Here is a 15634-nt window from a genome sequence, read left to right on the forward strand (position 1 = left end):
ACTAAAATCTATATTGATGTTACGTAATACATAACAATTAAAAAACAATAATAGTATATCAAATTACAAGTAGTTTATGCAAGAAGGTACCACAAAAGGTTGATTAAGATTGTATATTTCTTGAGGTTATATGGCTTTTCAAGAAGGGTTTGGGAAAATAAATGGCTGAATGGGTCTAGTGGGGTCAATAATTTATTAAGGCTATTTTTAAGATAACCTCATAAATAAGGGGGCTGGTTAAGGCGATATGTAATAATTGGGTTATAATAAATTTTGTCTGTTACCGTTTACTACCTTTACACATTATATACTCACAATAGGATTATTTACATATGACTGAGGCTTATCTGTATCTTTTATCTTCAAAATATCCAAATTGGAATTTTAACAGCTATCCGGATGAAAACGTAAAATTGTCTATAAGCTGCAAGTCTGAATTTGAGGGTGCTTTGATAGAGATGTTGGAGATCGTTAAAAACATCAGTGTTTTTTACGATAATAAAGATCATGTCATTAAACTAAAAAAAGGAAGTACTCTTGGTATAAAAGTGAAACGTAGTAAAAGTGCCAAAAAGTATAAAAAAATGTATACTTCGGGTTGTTTTGATATATTTCATTACGGGCATCTCAACATTCTGAAAAAGTCTAAAGGCATGTGCGACCATTTGATCGTGGGTGTTTCCACAGATGAACTAATATTAAAGGAAAAAGGCAGGCTACCTGTAATACCATTCGAAGAAAGAATAAAATTGGTAAAGGCTATTAGTTATGTTGATGAGGTTATTCCTCAGGTAGATAAAAATAAGCAGCGTATTGTGGACGAATATAATATAGATGCCATTTCCGTTGGAGACGATTGGAAAGGTAGATTCCCAAAAACGACTTGCCCTGTAGAGTATGTTGCCTATACTGCCAATGTTAGCAGTACTATTTTAAAAGAAACATTGCAATTGCAGGCTGTAGAGTCTTAGGCTATCGCATTATCGTCCTTGGAGGTGTTCCAATCTTTCACCGGGGTTTGCCAATCTCCATACCTATAGGTAAGATACTCATCAGTTAGTGCAGGAATTTTGTACACAAAACCTTTAAATTCAATATTTCCAAAAGTTTGGTAGAACTTGCTGGGTACAAATTTAGTTTTGTTGTCAATTTCCCAATAACTGTTCTCCCCATGTTGATATTTTATAAAAACATCCAGGCAAACGGCCCCTTTGATCAATCCAAAAAATCGTTTTTCCCTTATTTTTATCATTCTAATGGCATCCTTCGCGAAAAACTCATTGGTGCTATCAAAGTGTCTCGTTCTTACTCTATATCCCGCTTTCTTCAATTCGGAATAAAAATCGTCCAACTTTTCCAATTGGTCGTGATTCATAGAAACATCAATGTCGTTATCCCAAGGCAACAGTCGGTTCTCCCTTCTAATACCCAGTAAAGTGCCTCCTTCTATCCAATAATCAATATTACAATGGTCAAATATGGTCGCCACATTTTTGAGCATTCTTTCGGCTATAACTTTATTTTTTCCTTCGAGGGTTATGTTATACGCCATGATGCACGAATGTTTAATCCAAATTATTTTTCAGGAAAATACCGAGTCCATCCAGACCGTCTTCCATTTTGTAAGGAAAGGTTTTTATACCAACGGAGGAGGCAGAATTTACGGCTTCTGCATTATGTTCAAAATAAACAACCTCAGTAGGTTTTAAATTAAAACGGCTCAACATTTTTAGGTAATATGCCTTATTGGTCTTGTTGGGATTATGTTCCAAACTAAAGACCTCATAAGGCATATTTACAATTCCATAGGTAATACATTCTTGTTTACTGGCATTTGTTAGGATGATTTTGGGATTGGGAAAAGTGTCCAATAATTTTTTTAGATCGTAATCCGTTCCCTTTTCAGTAACAAAGGTGTTCCAAGCATCTACAAGAATAGTTTTCATTTTTTAGCTTTTAAACCGCTACGTCGTATTCCCTTAGGGCATCATTTAGGGAAGTTTTTTTGTTGGTACTCTCCTTTCGGGTACCAATGATCAAGGCACAGGGAACCTGATAATCGCCAGCTGGGAATTTTTTGGTATAACTTCCTGGTATAACTACCGATCTTGCAGGTACCAATCCTTTACGCTCTATAGGTTTGTCGCCAGTAACATCTATAATTTTAGTTGAGCCGGTAAGCACCACATTTGCTCCCAAAACAGCCTCTTTTTCAACGCGTACGCCTTCAACAACAATACATCTAGATCCAATAAAGGCATTGTCCTCTATTATAACCGGAGCGGCTTGTAATGGTTCCAACACCCCACCGATTCCAACACCACCACTAAGATGGACATTTTTGCCAATTTGGGCACAACTACCAACGGTGGCCCAGGTATCTACCATTGTCCCTTCGTCAACGTAGGCACCAATATTTACATAACTTGGCATTAAAATAGTACCTGCGGAAATATAAGCTCCATGTCTGGCAACCGCATTGGGAACAACGCGTATTCCTTTTTCGGCATAGCCTCTTTTTAGGGGCATTTTATCGTGATATTCAAAGATACCGGCTTCCAAGGTTTCCATTTTTTGTATCGGAAAATATAGTACCACAGCCTTTTTAACCCATTCATTTATTTGCCATCCATCTGTGGTAGGTTCTGCACAGCGCAATTTACCGTTATCCAAAAGATCAATGACTTCCCTTATTGCGGTTTGAGTTGGAATTTCTTTAAGTAGGTCTCTATTTTCCCAGGCTGTTTCTATTGTTTTTCTTAGTTCTTTCATCTTTAATAGTTCAAATTTTAGCAAATATAAGGGCTAGTAGGTAATTAACCTTTTGTTTTTGCACATATAACAATTTATCCCTTATTTTTGCAAAAAATTTGTGTGGGAAGGATTGTAGCATTGGATTATGGAAAGGTTCGAACGGGAATTGCCGTTACGGACGAGTTGCAAATAATAGCTTCTGGCCTAACTACCGTTGATACAAAAGAACTTTTGAATTTTCTAAGGAAGTATGTTCAGGAGGAGAAGGTAGAAAAATTTGTGATCGGTGAACCAAAGCAAATGAACAACCTTCCATCCGAATCCGAGGAATTGATCAAACCTTTTTTGAGAACTTTGGAAGGTGTTTTTCCAAAGATACCTGTAGAGCGCCAAGATGAGCGTTTTACTTCTAAAATGGCATTTCAGACCATGATAGATAGTGGCCTTAATAAAAAACAAAGAAGGGATAAGGCCTTAGTCGATGAAATTAGCGCCACTATAATCCTTCAGGCGTATTTAAATAGAAAACAGTAGTATGATATTACCTATAGTTGCTTATGGAGACCCGGTACTTAGAAAAGTAGCGGATGATATAGACAAGGATTTTCCAAGATTTGAAGAATTGGTGGCCAATATGTGGGACACTATGTATAATGCCAGTGGAGTTGGTTTGGCCGCACCCCAAATTGGGCTGCCCATTAGGCTGTTCCTTGTGGATACCACGCCATTTGCGGATGACGAAGAGCTTACGGAAGAAGAGCAAAACGCATTAAAAGGGTTTAGGAAAGTTTTTATCAATGCACGTATAGAGGAGGAAACTGGCACGGAATGGGCATTTAATGAAGGGTGTCTTAGTATTCCCGATGTTCGGGAAGACGTTTCCAGAAAAGATACCATCACTATATCCTATATGGATGAGAATTTTAAATCCAATAAGGAAACCTATGATGGTCTTTTGGCCAGGGTAATTCAACATGAATATGACCATATAGAGGGAATTTTGTTTACCGATAAATTATCGTCCTTAAAAAAACGCCTTTTAAAGGGGAGGTTGACCAATATTTCCAAGGGGAAGGTAAAGGTAGAATATAGAATGCGCTTTCCCAACATTAAAAAAGCACGTTAAAACTATTTCTATTATAAACAAAAAGTAGCATATTTGCCGCTGAAACTAAAATAACAGATGGGTTTAAATAAAATATTATCGATTGCAGGTAAGCCGGGACTTTTTAAATTATTGACGCAAACGCGTTCAGGTTTTGTGGCCGAATCCTTGTTGGATGGCAAAAAAGTTACCGTAAGTTTTAAGAACAATGTAAGTGTCTTGTCTGAGATTGCAATCTATACTTTGGAAGAGGAAGTGCCGTTAAAAGTGGTGTTTGAAAAGATCAAGGAAAAGGAAGATGGTGGAAAAACAGCGGTGAGCCACAAAGAGGACAAGATAAAATTGGAGGAATATTTGTTTGAAGTGCTTCCCAATTATGATGAAGATAGGGTTTATGCCAGTGATATTAAAAAGATAATTCAATGGTATAATTTATTACATGAACACGGTATTACAGAGTTTGCGGACGAGGAGGAAAAAGAAGAGGCTTCCAAGGAAACAGAATAGATTTTATGTATTTACAATATTAGAACCTTCGTTTGCGAAGGTTTTTTTTTGTCCCATACTTTGGTTTCTTCCACTAATAAATTGGTGTGGTAATCGCTGCTAGGATAAAATAATTATTCATTTAGCTTCGGGCTTCTGTTATTGGTCTAAATTGTTGGGCAGCGGGCTGCTAATTATGGAAATTAATATTTTAATTCCTTACTCAGTTTTATCATGGCTAAATTTAATAAGAAAAGTGCTGCTATTTTCGTAATGCTACTGGTCCTCCCTTTTGTTCTTATAGGGCAACAACGTACGGGGAATATAGTGGAATATTTTGGCAAGGAAAAGGTGGAGGATATTCATGAAGGAAAAGTGATTCATGTGTTTAACAAAGCACTGGCCTTGACCATTTCAAGTTTCGGATTTGAATCTTCATCCTTTCCAGTAGATCCAGTTTTTGATAAGTTTATAATGGAACCCGGTACCCAGGTCAGGGAAGGTGAAGTTTTTGATATCGATTTCTTTGGAAGGGAATTAAAATGGAATGCCATAAAGGTTGATAGTACCAATAGTTTTTCAGGGAGGGAACTTAGGTCGGGATATGTATATCTTACCTATAAATCAGGATCGAAAAAAACGGTTTTGTTCGAAGCTTCCGGCCATTCTTTGGTTTCCATCAACGGTTATCCTTATGAAGGTGACCATTATGATTTTGGTTGGAACCTTATCCCATTGAAATTAAAAAAAGGGAATAATATTTTTGTTTTAAAGGTAGGCCGTTTTCCAAGGATTCGTGCGCGCTTATTGGAGCCTAAAGCCGAGGTTCAATTTACTACCCGAGATGTAACGGTTCCCGATCTTTTATTGGAAGAGAACATGGAATATAAGGCTGCTATAAGGGTTATAAATGCTTCAGATAAGTGGGTCAGAAAATACGCTATTGTGGCCAAGGTCAACGGAAAGGAGCTTACCACAAAAATAAGCGATATCCCACCTTTTACGGTCTATAAAATTCCTTTTTCCATTCCCTCCTCCACCTTGGATACCTCTATGGCAAAGGTGAATGTTGACCTAGGGTTGATACATAGTAACGGTCAGCAGGTTTCTACCGAAACCTTATCTTTAAATGTGAAATCGAAAAATAAACATCATAAGAGAACTTTTATAAGCGATATAGATGAAAGTGTACAGTATTATAGCGTAGCACCGGACAAAAATGGGTATACCGAGGGTGCCGCACTTTTCCTTTCGGTACATGGTGCTTCAGTTGAGGCGGTTAATCAGGCAAATGCCTATAAACAAAAAGATTGGGGAAATCTTGTTGCTCCGACAAATAGGAGACCGTACGGGTTTGCATGGGAAGATTGGGGAAGATTGGATGCCTTGGAAGTGTTGGCGGACAGCAAAAGACTTTTTAAACCGGACAATAGCAAGATTTACCTAACCGGACATTCCATGGGTGGTCATGGAACATGGTATTTAGGTGCTACCTATCCCGATCGTTTTGCAGCAATTGCACCATGTGCCGGATATCCAGATTTGTTGTTGTACCGTGGAAGTAGGTCTGAGAGGCTTCTGGAAATGAGTGAGGAACAGAGGGCAAACTATGGTATTACTCCTAAAATGTTCGAACGTATGACGGCGGAGTATGTCCCTACTGCGGTCGAAAACATTGTAGAAAGAGCGGGAACACCTAGCAGAACCTTAAAATTGATTCGAAATTATCTACATCATGGGGTATATGTGTTGCACGGCGAAAAGGACAATGTGGTTCCTACTTCTATTGCCCGTGACATGAGAGAGCGGTTGGGGCAGTTTCATCCAGATTTCACCTATTACGAATATCCAGGTGGCACGCATTGGTATGGGGACCATAGTGTAGATTGGGAACCAATTTTTAACCTATTTAAACAACGTACTATTCCTGAGGCCAAGGATATTAAAAAATTGGAGTTCAGTACGGGGTCTCCAGGAGTTTCTGCATCCTCGCATTTTATTGGTATCCATCAGCAACAAATACCATTTGAGGTTAGTTCCTTTGATTTTTCATGGGATACCATTTTTAAAGTACAGACCAAAAATGTGTCTTTGTTGGAAATAGATTTTACACAATTGCCCGGGGATATTAATAACATTGAGCTTAATGGAAAGGAGATTGCTATTCCATCAAAGGACAATACCTTTTTTAAGGAAATGGACGGGGTATGGAAAATTGTGGCCAAATCGTCCTTGGAGGAAAAAGGCCCTCATAGGAATGGTGGCTTTAAGGATGCCTTTAGAAACAACGTGGTATTTGTTTATGCCACCAAAGGGTCACAAGCTGAGAATGATTGGTATTACAATAAAGCGAGGTTTGATGCGGATACTTTCTGGTATAAGGCCAATGGCAATATAGAATTGGTTGCGGATACCGACTTTTCCTTAAGAGATTATCCCAACCAAAATGTTGTTGTTTACGGTAATAAAAACAATAATGCTGCCTGGGATAAATTATTAAAAGATAGCCCCGTCCAAGTATTCAATAATAAATTAAATTTTGGCAGTAGAAGTATCAGCGGCAACAATTGGGGCATGTATTTTATAGTTCCGAGAGCGGATAGCGATGTGGCCAGTGTTGGGGTGGTAACTGCTACGGGGCTTCTGGGAATGAAAGCCGCCTATGCCAACCATTATTTGGTGAACGGAACTACTTTTCCGGATTTGATGCTTTTTGATGAAACTGTATTGGCTCAAGGAACTTCTGCAGTAAAATGTGCTGGATTTTTTGGTAATGATTGGTCCATTGAAAATGGTGATTTTGAATGGAAATAGGATATGGCCGTCCAAATGAATAAAACCACAGTCAATTTAGAATCTAATGGGCTTATTATTTGGACGACCTTTTGCCTTTTATTTTGATGCGTTTAGAATAAACTGGGAGACGTCTTTCTTGAATTTTTCCATGGAAGGTTTGTGAGTGTACATCATATGTCCGGCCTCATAATATTCCATAATAATATTATCCTTGATCTCCTTTTTAAGGCCCAAATGATTGATGCTGTGTTCTACTCCATAAAAAACAGTGGCAAGGTCATAGATGCCATTCAAGATCAAGACCTTCATGTTTGGATCTCTAGATAATGCCGTGGCCATGTCAATACCGGTGTTGATTGCTGCTGTAGCACCCCATCTTTCATTCCCTTTGTGGGACCAATCCCATTTAAAGCCGTCCCTTCTGCCTGCGGTGAGGGAGTATAACAAGTTTTTATTTACTTTTAGGTCACCGTAAAAATAATCCAGAAACCCGCTAATGTAGGCAGGGGAAATGGCCAGGCTTTGTGGATCATGACTTCCTTCCTGGGCAAGGAGATCTTCATTGATTCCGGTAAAGCGGGAATCCAGTCGGCCAACTATTTCACCTTTGTCCCTTAAGAATTCCGCAAAAAATTCTGATGCTGTTACCCTAAGATCGGCCTTTAGCCAATAGTTGGTGTCTGTGCCAGTGTAATAGGCAAGCTTTGATGCAATATTACTTTTTTCATTTTCAGAAAGTTGATCTCCTTTAAAGAGGGCAGGAGTGTACTCGTTTTCGGTAAAGGATCTAACTGTCTCAAGGAATTCGTATACATTTTCTGGTTTATCCGTTATTTTATTATGATACCATGCTGTTGCCGCATAGGTAGGAAAATGAACTATATACGGTAAGTCGTCATTTGGCGGGAATAGTAGGGTCCGAAGGTCAAATACCGCAGATACCATTATAACGCCGTTCATGGCAATTCCTTGGTTCAATAGGGTGTTCATTAAGCCTGCATTCCTAAAGGTCCCGTAACTTTCTCCCAATAAGAATTTGGGACTGTTCATGCGGTCATTGTGTATCAGAAACTGGGTAATGAACAAAGAAAGGCTGCGGATATCCTGGTCTACCCCCCAAAAGTCCTTAAACTTGGCCTTTCCTATAGGTATGCTTAGACCGGTACCTACGGGATCTATCATTACCAGATCGGCTATATCCAGAATAGAGTAGTTGTTGTTGACAATTTTGTAGGGTGCCGCCGGTGTTGATTTCGGGTCGTCCACTACAATTCTTTTTGGCCCCAAAATACCCATGTGCAACCAAAAAGAGGAAGATCCGGGTCCTCCGTTAAAGGCAAAAACTATTGGTCGTCTTTGTGTTGACAATCCTCTTTTGGAATCCCTTGTGTAGTAAGTAAAGCCCATTAATGCAATTGGCTTGTTGGATTCGTCCTTTACCTCAAAAGTTCCCGCTTTTGCCGTTAAATAAATGGTGTTGCCATTAATGGTAACACTTTGCATAGTGGTAGCTACTTCGGCTTTGGGTATAGAATCGTTTTCCTTATTGGGATAGCACAATTGTCCCAACAGCAGGGTAATAACTAGAATAAGGGCTTTCATTTGTTCAGTATTTAAATTGGGTTAAATAGCCAAACAGGTAAAGTCTGATAATTAGGGGCTTACAATATATTAAATATATAGATTATAGCCGATAGTATTGCTTAATGAATAATTAGTCCTTATCAATAGTTTTGTAGGTATACTTGCTTTTTTTCCAGTCTATGAGTTCCGAAGGGTAGTATTTTACATTCATTTTATCCAAATATGGAGCCTGATTGCCCAACCTTACTTTGTAATTTTCCCAATTTCTGTTTTCTTCGGTACTCCAACTAAGTTCGGAATAACCGATCATCCTGGGAAAGGCCAAATATTCCACTTCATCCATATTGCTAACGGTCTCTGACCATAAAGGTGCTTCAATTCCCAAAATATTTTCCTTATTGATTCCCTTGACATATCTTTCTGGTGTCCAAACATAGCCTGTATCCACGGGAATGTAGCCTGCCCAATGAAGTCCGTATTTGGAAAGGGTATCATATTGCATATCCAGATAGGCTTTTTTTCCTGGGGATAATATTATTTTCAATCCTTTTTTCACAGCCAGTTTAGCATTTTCTTCGTTGGCCCAAAACTGTGCAATGGCAGAGGTATCAATGTCAGCATGCACAATTTCATCCCATCCTATCATTTTTTTTCCGTATTTCTTTACAATTTTGTCCACTTTGGAAACAAAATGGATAAAATCCTTCTTCTTGGTAACATGACTTTCATCGCCGCCGGCATGAAAATACGGACCGGGAGTAATGGCCGATATTTCCCTTACGACATCATCTATAAATGCATAAACAGTATCCTTACGTGTGTCAAAGGTGCTAAACCCAACTTCGGTACCCGTATAAATTTTGGGCGTTTTTCCGTTTCCATTTAGAATGGGATAGGAAACCGATGCTGCATTCGTATGCCCAGGCATATCTATTTCAGGAATTATGGTTATAAAATGTTTAGCGGCATAGGCTACAATGTCCTTATATTCCTCTTGGGTGTAAAAGCCACCTGGACCGCCACCCACTTCAGAACTTCCACCTATTTCGGTAAGCTTGGGCCATGATTTAATTTCTATCCTCCAGCCTTGGTCATCTGCAAGGTGCAAATGCAAGGCGTTAATTTTATAATAGGCCAATATGTCGATATACTTTTTTACATCCTCCACCCCAAAGAAATGTCGAGCCACATCCAACATAGACCCCCTATATTCAAAATTCGGATTGTCTATGATCTTACCAGTGGGAATCAACCACATTTTATTTTCAGAAAGGGTGTCATTACTGGTCTCTGGAATAATTTGCCTTATGGTCTGTATTCCCCTAAAGGCACCTTCGGCCGTTTTTGCATTAAGGATTATAGAATCTTGGGTTATGTACAGGTCGTAACCTTCCTTGGATGAAAATTCAGTGCTATCGGACTGATTAATAAAAATAATCCGCTGGGAGGTGGTATTGGTTGAAGAATTTACCGCCAAGTCCAAATTGGTCTGCCATTTTATTTTTTCCGATAAGAACTCGCCAACCTCAGGAAAACCTGCAGCATTTTGAGATGTATAGATAATAGTGTTTTTATCCAACCCAAAGGCACTATTGGTGGGGATTATCCTAAGGGGTTTGGGAATTAAATTTTCCGCAGTCAGATCTGTCATTGGAAAGTTGATTACTTTCTTTTTTTCCTGTTGACAGGCTACAAAGGCAGTAAAAACTATCAGTACTACTAGCGATTTAAATAGAATTGATTTTTTCATTTAGAGAGATTGTATTAGTATTATTTGGTTGTTCCTGTCCTTAGGATCAATTCATATAAGGTTTGATGACAGAAAACCACAGGTCGTACCCCTTACTGTTCATATGAAGTCCGTCACCTATAAAGATATCCTGTTTCACTTGTTTTCCATCCATCATCACATCCCATACATTGGCGAACTGCAAGGTACTGTCCTCTTCACATAGCTTTTCGAACGCCCTGTTCAATCTCATGTATTTTCTTTTTAGGTTCCACCTTGCCAAACTTGGTTTTGCTGCTATGATCACCACCTGGGTTGCATTATTTCTTTCCCTAATCTTATTTATGATTTCACGGGTGGTATCTATAATATCTTTGGTCTTTTTCTTGGCAGCAATATCATTATCGCCTTCGTAGATAAAAACCTTCTTGGGATTATATTGTAATATGAGCTCGTTGTAATACCGGAAGAGATCGGAAGATTGGGATCCGCCAAAGCCCGAGTTGATTATTTGGTGGTCAGGAAACATGGATTCCAAGTTTTTCCACATTCTAATGCTGGAACTACCGGTAAATACTATGGTTTCTTTGGAGGAATCCCAGTGGGATTCATATTTTTTCTGAATGGCCTTTACCTCATTTTGAAAGGCCGGGGTTTTTTGGCCATAACCAAGGAACGCCAAAGAAAGGAATAAATAAGTGAGTTTTTTCAATGCATTTAAATTAAAGGTTTAAATTAAAATATTTATTGTTCTTGACAAATAATTTTCGACAGGGAACATTGGTTGTTCGCTAATGGTAAAATCCAGCATTGGTTGACATTAGATTAAGGTTGATGTCGAGGTACCACAGTCTTTAAGCTACTGGCCATTGGTAAAGCCCTGGTATCACGTTGTCAGTGAGCAAGTAGGTTAGGTGCCCAAAACGGTCATCCAGTAAAAGGTATAGGGTTTTTCATTGTTGTGTTGATTAGTATTTTGTGATGAGCGACTGGTAAACCATTTGCCCCTTGATCCAAATCCTGGGCAACCTTTAGATTCTTGAACTGGGGTAAATATTTGGAGACCGGATCCGCAAGATAGAAATATCCTTCCTCATATAACATCATAAACCCTGCGGTTACGATAGGCTTTGTCATGGACATGATATGGAACAATTGATCTTGTTCAATAGGGATCTTATCTGCCATACTACTATATCTAAAGGCTATTTCGTGAACAATTTCTCCCCTTCTCATAACATAGGAAGCGGCACCAAGAGCCCTTCTTTCGTTTATTTCTTTTTTAAGAAAATGATCATATCGGTTTAGCTTTTCCTTATCAATTCCCGATATGGTTACACTTGGCAGGGCATTGGAACCAGTTTGCCCATTGATAGGCATCACCAGGATTAATAGAAGGAACAGTAGCGTTATAAATGGGTTATTGTATTTCAAGGTTTTCTATGTATTTCAAGATTTTCATGAATTTAACTTTTAAAGATAAGATTTAAAAATTGTTCCATTAACTCCTTAATTGTTATTATATTAGAGTAATTGGCCATACCAATACCAACAAACCAAAAATACTATGCCCATCCAGAAATTTGTTTTTGTTCTTTTCGCCGTTTTATGTTTGTCTAAAATTGGATATTCCCAAAACCCCGATTTTGATAATGACAACCAAACACGACCAACCGCTATTGCAGTTCCCATTGAAACCGAACCTATGATCGACGGAAATATTCTAAAAGATGAGGTTTGGCAAAAGATAGAACCGTTTGGGGGCTTATTACAAAGTCAACCTAATTACGGGCAAATGGCCAGTGAACGCACGGAGATAAGAATTGCCTATACGGAACATACTTTTTATTTGGCAGTAGTCTGTTATGATTCGGACCCTGATGGCCTCGTAGTCTCCGATGCTAGGAGGGATGCTTTGTTGGACAACACCGATGCCTTTCTTTTTATAGTGGATACCTATAAGGATAATCAGAATGGTTTTATTTTTGGAACCAATTCCCTTGGAGTGGAATATGATGCCCAGGTAGATAATGAAGGCCAGGGTAACCAGAATACTAATAGGCAACAAGGCGGTACCATAGGTGGCTTTAATTTAAACTGGGATGGTTCGTGGAAGGTCAGGACTTCAGTGCACGACGAAGGTTGGAGTGCAGAATTTGCCATTCCTTTGCGTACCATAAGATTTCAGCCTGGCAAGGATTGGGGCATTAATTTTCGCAGAAATATAAGGAAGACCAATGAAATTGTTTATTGGTCGCCAATGCCTATAGGTTTTAACTTAAATAGACTTTCCTTGGCCGGCACCCTTACGGGCCTAAATCTTAAAACCCCAAGAAACTTAAAGGTTATTCCCTATGTGCTGGGGCAGTTGGCCAAAGATTTTGAAGCCGAGGACCCTAAGGCCAAATTTACGCCCGAGGTGGGTGGGGATATAAAATTTAGTATTACACCAAGTCTTACTTTGGATCTTACCTATAACACCGATTTTGCCCAGGTTGAGGTAGATGAACAACAGGTGAACCTGGATCGTTTTAATTTGTTTTTTCCAGAAAAACGTCCCTTCTTTTTAGAGAATGCAGGCTTGTTCAGTGTTGGGAGTCCAGGGGAAGTAGACCTGTTTTTTAGTAGACGTATTGGAATAGGGGATGATGGAAATATAGTTCCCATAATTGGAGGGGCCAGATTATCCGGAAAATTGGACCGGACCAATGTTGGACTTTTAACCATGTTTACGGATGAGGTTGAAGATGCAGGGATACAAAAGAATAATTTTACGGTAGCACGAGTAAACCATGAATTTAAAGGTCGTTCCGCCTTGGGTGCAGCATTTATTAATCGTTCAGGAATAGGTATCGAAGATGACTTTAATAGTACCATAGCCCTGGATGGAAAACTGGGTTTGGGGCGTAAGGCTAGAATGACCGGATTTTATGCCCGTACCAATGGACCAACAGATACCATAAATGAGCATTCTTTCCGGCTCAAAACCGACTACATTTGGAACAGTTGGGAAATAGGAGCAGGGTATACCGAGGTTGGAGAAGGCTTTAATCCTGAAGTTGGTTTTTTACAGCGTTCGGCCTTCAGGAAGCCGGAGGCCCGCATCTTATATCACTATAGACCAAAAAACGAAAACTCGGTAATACTGGAATTAAGGCCTCATATTTCCTACAACAGTTTTTGGAATTTTGAGGGCTTTCAGGAAACTAGTTATACCCATATTGACAACCATTGGGAGTTTAAAAGTGGAATGGAAATCCATACCGGTCTAAACCTTACCACAGAAGGGGTTTTAGATCCTTTTGAAATTTCAGACGGGGTTACCGTGCTGCCCGGTACCTATAGGCACTCGGAATCCCAATTGGTTTTCTTTACCAATAAGAGTAAGCCAGTCGCTATAAATATTCGTTCGGTGATCGGCGGTTCATTTGGGGGAAAACGTTATCAGCAAAGTGGCACCTTGAGCATACGATTGGGAGATAAATTCAATTCCGATTTTATTTATCTCTACAACAATTACCAATTACCTGTAGGTGATTTTACGGCTAATATTTTCCGAAGTCAAATGACCTATTCCTTTAGGCCAAATCTGTATGTTCAGAGTTTGGTACAGAACAATTCCGCAAATGAACTGTGGGCGGTAAATTTACGATTGGGCTGGTTGCAGCGTGCCAATACAGGTCTTTTTGTGGTGTACAATTACAACCTTAGAGAAGGTGACCCCACAAATAATAGTATTATCATTAAATATAGTCGAATGTTCGATTTGATCAATTAAGTTGGTAGACTATCCTAACTTTTTTAAATGATTACCTCACTAATTTGAACAACAGGTTCAATATTAGTAAAATTAGGAAGATCTCCCATAATTTTTTCTGCATTCGGACCGAAGGAATTTTGAAATGAATCCATAGATGCAAAATATAAATTTCCCATTGCTGCATAGGTAGCAGTTGAGCCAGGGGTGCCTCCTCCCAGACCTTTTTCAATGGTTGCAGCCTTCACTGAATCCCCTAATAATTCTCCAACCAAGGATATGTGTTGGTTGCTGTAATAATCCATATCAAATTTTTTGCCTGCTCCGTTAGGATACAAAACACTTACTTTAATCATTCCTTTTTTCATGATTGTCTGTATTAATTGTTTTTTTGTTCTTATCTCAGGACACCCTTTTTGTTTAGAGTTTCTGATTAAAAGTGTCTTTATTATCTTGGCTATAAGTTTACGGTAATCACTTATATTATCTAATTCCGTGTACGTTCATATCCAAGGTATACAATGAGGTCATGGCCGTTATAAATAATGTTTTTTGGTTTTTTCCTCCAAAGGTTACATTGGCCGTCCATTTCTGATCTATAGGAATATGTAGAATTTGTTCACCTTGGGGATTAAAAACCGTAACCCCATCCCCTGTAAGGTATACATTGCCTTGGTTGTCCATTGTCATGCCATCCGAGCCCATATTGGCAAACAGGGCTTTATTGCCTAAGCTGGCATCGGGATTTATGGTATAGGAATAGGTTTTTTTATCACCTATATCGGCAATATATAAACGGGTACCATCTTTACTGCCAATAATGCCATTTGGCCTTACGTAGTCCTCGGCCACAATAATAATATCCTTTTGATCGGGAGTAAGGTAGTAAACACGCTGTTCTTCTATCTCCTGTTCAGTTCTCGTCCAATACGGACGTTTATAAAAAGGGTCCGTAAAATATATGCCTCCTTTTGGGTCTATCCATAGATCATTGGGACCGTTTAATTTTTTGCCTTCAAAATCATCAATTAGGACCGTGACATTTTTTTGGGAATCTATTCGCCAAAGTTGATTTTTATCATCGGCACAGGACAAAAGATTTCCTTGGTGGTCAAAATAGAGTCCGTTGGATCTCCCGGAAGGCTCCATATATACGGATACGGCTTTATCCTTCGCAGACCACTTAATGATACGATCGTTGGGCTGGTCTGTGAAAAACACATCCCCGTTGGGAGCCACAGCAGGTCCTTCGGTAAAGGAGTATTCCGATGACACTAACTGTACTTTGGCATCCTTGGCGATGAGGGAGGTTTGTAACGATTTGCAGGATAGGGAAAACAGTATGGGTAATGCTAAAAATAGATTTATAACTTTTTTCATCTCGTTATTATATGCCGTAAAACTTAAGTTCTTATTTTCTGAA

At 39.0% G+C, this 15634-nt stretch carries 15 protein-coding genes; 6 read left to right on the forward strand and 9 right to left on the reverse strand.

The window, feature by feature from the left end; all coding sequences use genetic code 11:
• Positions 1–332: 332 nt before the first annotated feature.
• Positions 333–971 (forward strand): adenylyltransferase/cytidyltransferase family protein, encoded by a 639-nt coding sequence (locus KO529_RS06285; RefSeq protein WP_215947038.1) that lies wholly within the window; start codon positions 333–335, stop codon positions 969–971.
• Here the strand turns inward: KO529_RS06285 and KO529_RS06290 are convergent.
• From KO529_RS06290 to KO529_RS06300, 3 genes are read right to left on the reverse strand one after another with little or no spacing between them, the layout of a single operon-like run.
• A complete protein-coding gene (locus KO529_RS06290; protein ID WP_215947039.1) occupies positions 968–1552 on the reverse strand; it encodes a LicD family protein in 585 nt (194 codons plus the stop codon). The genes KO529_RS06285 and KO529_RS06290 overlap by 4 nt on opposite strands.
• Positions 1553–1565: 13 nt before the next feature.
• A complete protein-coding gene (locus tag KO529_RS06295) occupies positions 1566–1946 on the reverse strand; it encodes a hypothetical protein (RefSeq protein ID WP_215947040.1) in 381 nt (126 codons plus the stop codon).
• Between the two features lie 10 nt (positions 1947–1956).
• Positions 1957–2772 (reverse strand): 2,3,4,5-tetrahydropyridine-2,6-dicarboxylate N-succinyltransferase, encoded by an 816-nt coding sequence (locus KO529_RS06300; RefSeq protein ID WP_215947041.1) that lies wholly within the window; start codon positions 2770–2772, stop codon positions 1957–1959.
• Positions 2773–2874: 102 nt separating this feature from the next.
• Between KO529_RS06300 and ruvX the strand changes: the two genes are divergently transcribed.
• From ruvX to KO529_RS06320, 4 genes are all read left to right on the forward strand, one after another.
• Positions 2875–3288 carry a Holliday junction resolvase RuvX gene (gene ruvX / locus KO529_RS06305; protein WP_215947042.1) on the forward strand — a complete coding sequence of 138 codons (414 nt, stop codon included), beginning with the start codon at positions 2875–2877 and terminating at the stop codon, positions 3286–3288.
• A 1-nt stretch (position 3289) separates the two neighbouring features.
• The gene (gene def, locus KO529_RS06310; protein WP_215947043.1) at positions 3290–3880 is read left to right on the forward strand and encodes a peptide deformylase; all 591 of its coding nucleotides are present in this window, start codon (positions 3290–3292) and stop codon (positions 3878–3880) included.
• A 57-nt stretch (positions 3881–3937) separates the two neighbouring features.
• The gene (locus KO529_RS06315; protein WP_215947044.1) at positions 3938–4366 is read left to right on the forward strand and encodes a DUF5606 family protein; all 429 of its coding nucleotides are present in this window, start codon (positions 3938–3940) and stop codon (positions 4364–4366) included.
• A gap of 213 nt (positions 4367–4579) precedes the next feature.
• Positions 4580–7159, forward strand: a complete 2580-nt coding sequence (locus KO529_RS06320) for a prolyl oligopeptidase family serine peptidase (RefSeq protein WP_252734314.1) — start codon at positions 4580–4582, stop codon at positions 7157–7159.
• 78 nt (positions 7160–7237) lie between these two features.
• Here the strand turns inward: KO529_RS06320 and KO529_RS06325 are convergent, their stop codons facing one another.
• From KO529_RS06325 to KO529_RS06340, 4 genes are all read right to left on the reverse strand, one after another.
• Positions 7238–8743, reverse strand: a complete 1506-nt coding sequence (locus KO529_RS06325) for a S10 family peptidase (RefSeq protein WP_215947045.1) — start codon at positions 8741–8743, stop codon at positions 7238–7240.
• Between the two features lie 112 nt (positions 8744–8855).
• Positions 8856–10475 carry a family 20 glycosylhydrolase gene (locus KO529_RS06330; RefSeq protein WP_215947046.1) on the reverse strand — a complete coding sequence of 540 codons (1620 nt, stop codon included), beginning with the start codon at positions 10473–10475 and terminating at the stop codon, positions 8856–8858.
• A 46-nt stretch (positions 10476–10521) separates the two neighbouring features.
• Complete coding sequence (locus KO529_RS06335; RefSeq protein WP_215947047.1) at positions 10522–11166, reverse strand: GDSL-type esterase/lipase family protein; 645 nt, start codon at positions 11164–11166, stop codon at positions 10522–10524.
• 215 nt (positions 11167–11381) lie between these two features.
• On the reverse strand, positions 11382–11888 hold the full coding sequence (locus KO529_RS06340) for a serine hydrolase domain-containing protein (protein ID WP_215947048.1): 507 nt from the start codon (positions 11886–11888) through the stop codon (positions 11382–11384).
• Positions 11889–12021: 133 nt separating this feature from the next.
• Between KO529_RS06340 and KO529_RS06345 the strand changes: the two genes are divergently transcribed.
• Entirely contained in the window at positions 12022–14232 is a 2211-nt protein-coding gene (locus KO529_RS06345; protein WP_252734315.1) for a DUF5916 domain-containing protein, read from the forward strand.
• Between the two features lie 23 nt (positions 14233–14255).
• Here the strand turns inward: KO529_RS06345 and KO529_RS06350 are convergent, their stop codons facing one another.
• Together KO529_RS06350 and KO529_RS06355 are read right to left on the reverse strand one after the other, a co-directional pair.
• Positions 14256–14579 carry an EthD family reductase gene (locus KO529_RS06350; protein WP_247097490.1) on the reverse strand — a complete coding sequence of 108 codons (324 nt, stop codon included), beginning with the start codon at positions 14577–14579 and terminating at the stop codon, positions 14256–14258.
• Positions 14580–14694: 115 nt separating this feature from the next.
• On the reverse strand, positions 14695–15591 hold the full coding sequence (locus KO529_RS06355; RefSeq protein ID WP_215947049.1) for an SMP-30/gluconolactonase/LRE family protein: 897 nt from the start codon (positions 15589–15591) through the stop codon (positions 14695–14697).
• Positions 15592–15634: the final 43 nt, after the last annotated feature.

The organism is Arenibacter algicola, from assembly GCF_018860365.1.
GTDB lineage: Bacteria > Bacteroidota > Bacteroidia > Flavobacteriales > Flavobacteriaceae > Arenibacter > Arenibacter algicola_B.

What these genes read in the sequence shown, in the direction of transcription:
- KO529_RS06285 (WP_215947038.1), top strand. Translation starts at nt 333, where the DNA reads ATGACTGAGGCTTATCTGTATCTTTTATCTTCAAAATATCCAAATTGG.
- KO529_RS06290 (WP_215947039.1), bottom strand. Translation starts at nt 1,552, where the DNA reads ATGGCGTATAACATAACCCTCGAAGGAAAAAATAAAGTTATAGCCGAA.
- KO529_RS06295 (WP_215947040.1), bottom strand. Translation starts at nt 1,946, where the DNA reads ATGAAAACTATTCTTGTAGATGCTTGGAACACCTTTGTTACTGAAAAG.
- KO529_RS06300 (WP_215947041.1), bottom strand. Translation starts at nt 2,772, where the DNA reads ATGAAAGAACTAAGAAAAACAATAGAAACAGCCTGGGAAAATAGAGAC.
- def (WP_215947043.1), top strand. Translation starts at nt 3,290, where the DNA reads ATGATATTACCTATAGTTGCTTATGGAGACCCGGTACTTAGAAAAGTA.
- KO529_RS06315 (WP_215947044.1), top strand. Translation starts at nt 3,938, where the DNA reads ATGGGTTTAAATAAAATATTATCGATTGCAGGTAAGCCGGGACTTTTT.
- KO529_RS06320 (WP_252734314.1), top strand. Translation starts at nt 4,580, where the DNA reads ATGGCTAAATTTAATAAGAAAAGTGCTGCTATTTTCGTAATGCTACTG.
- KO529_RS06325 (WP_215947045.1), bottom strand. Translation starts at nt 8,743, where the DNA reads ATGAAAGCCCTTATTCTAGTTATTACCCTGCTGTTGGGACAATTGTGC.
- KO529_RS06330 (WP_215947046.1), bottom strand. Translation starts at nt 10,475, where the DNA reads ATGAAAAAATCAATTCTATTTAAATCGCTAGTAGTACTGATAGTTTTT.
- KO529_RS06345 (WP_252734315.1), top strand. Translation starts at nt 12,022, where the DNA reads ATGCCCATCCAGAAATTTGTTTTTGTTCTTTTCGCCGTTTTATGTTTG.
- KO529_RS06350 (WP_247097490.1), bottom strand. Translation starts at nt 14,579, where the DNA reads ATGAAAAAAGGAATGATTAAAGTAAGTGTTTTGTATCCTAACGGAGCA.
- KO529_RS06355 (WP_215947049.1), bottom strand. Translation starts at nt 15,591, where the DNA reads ATGAAAAAAGTTATAAATCTATTTTTAGCATTACCCATACTGTTTTCC.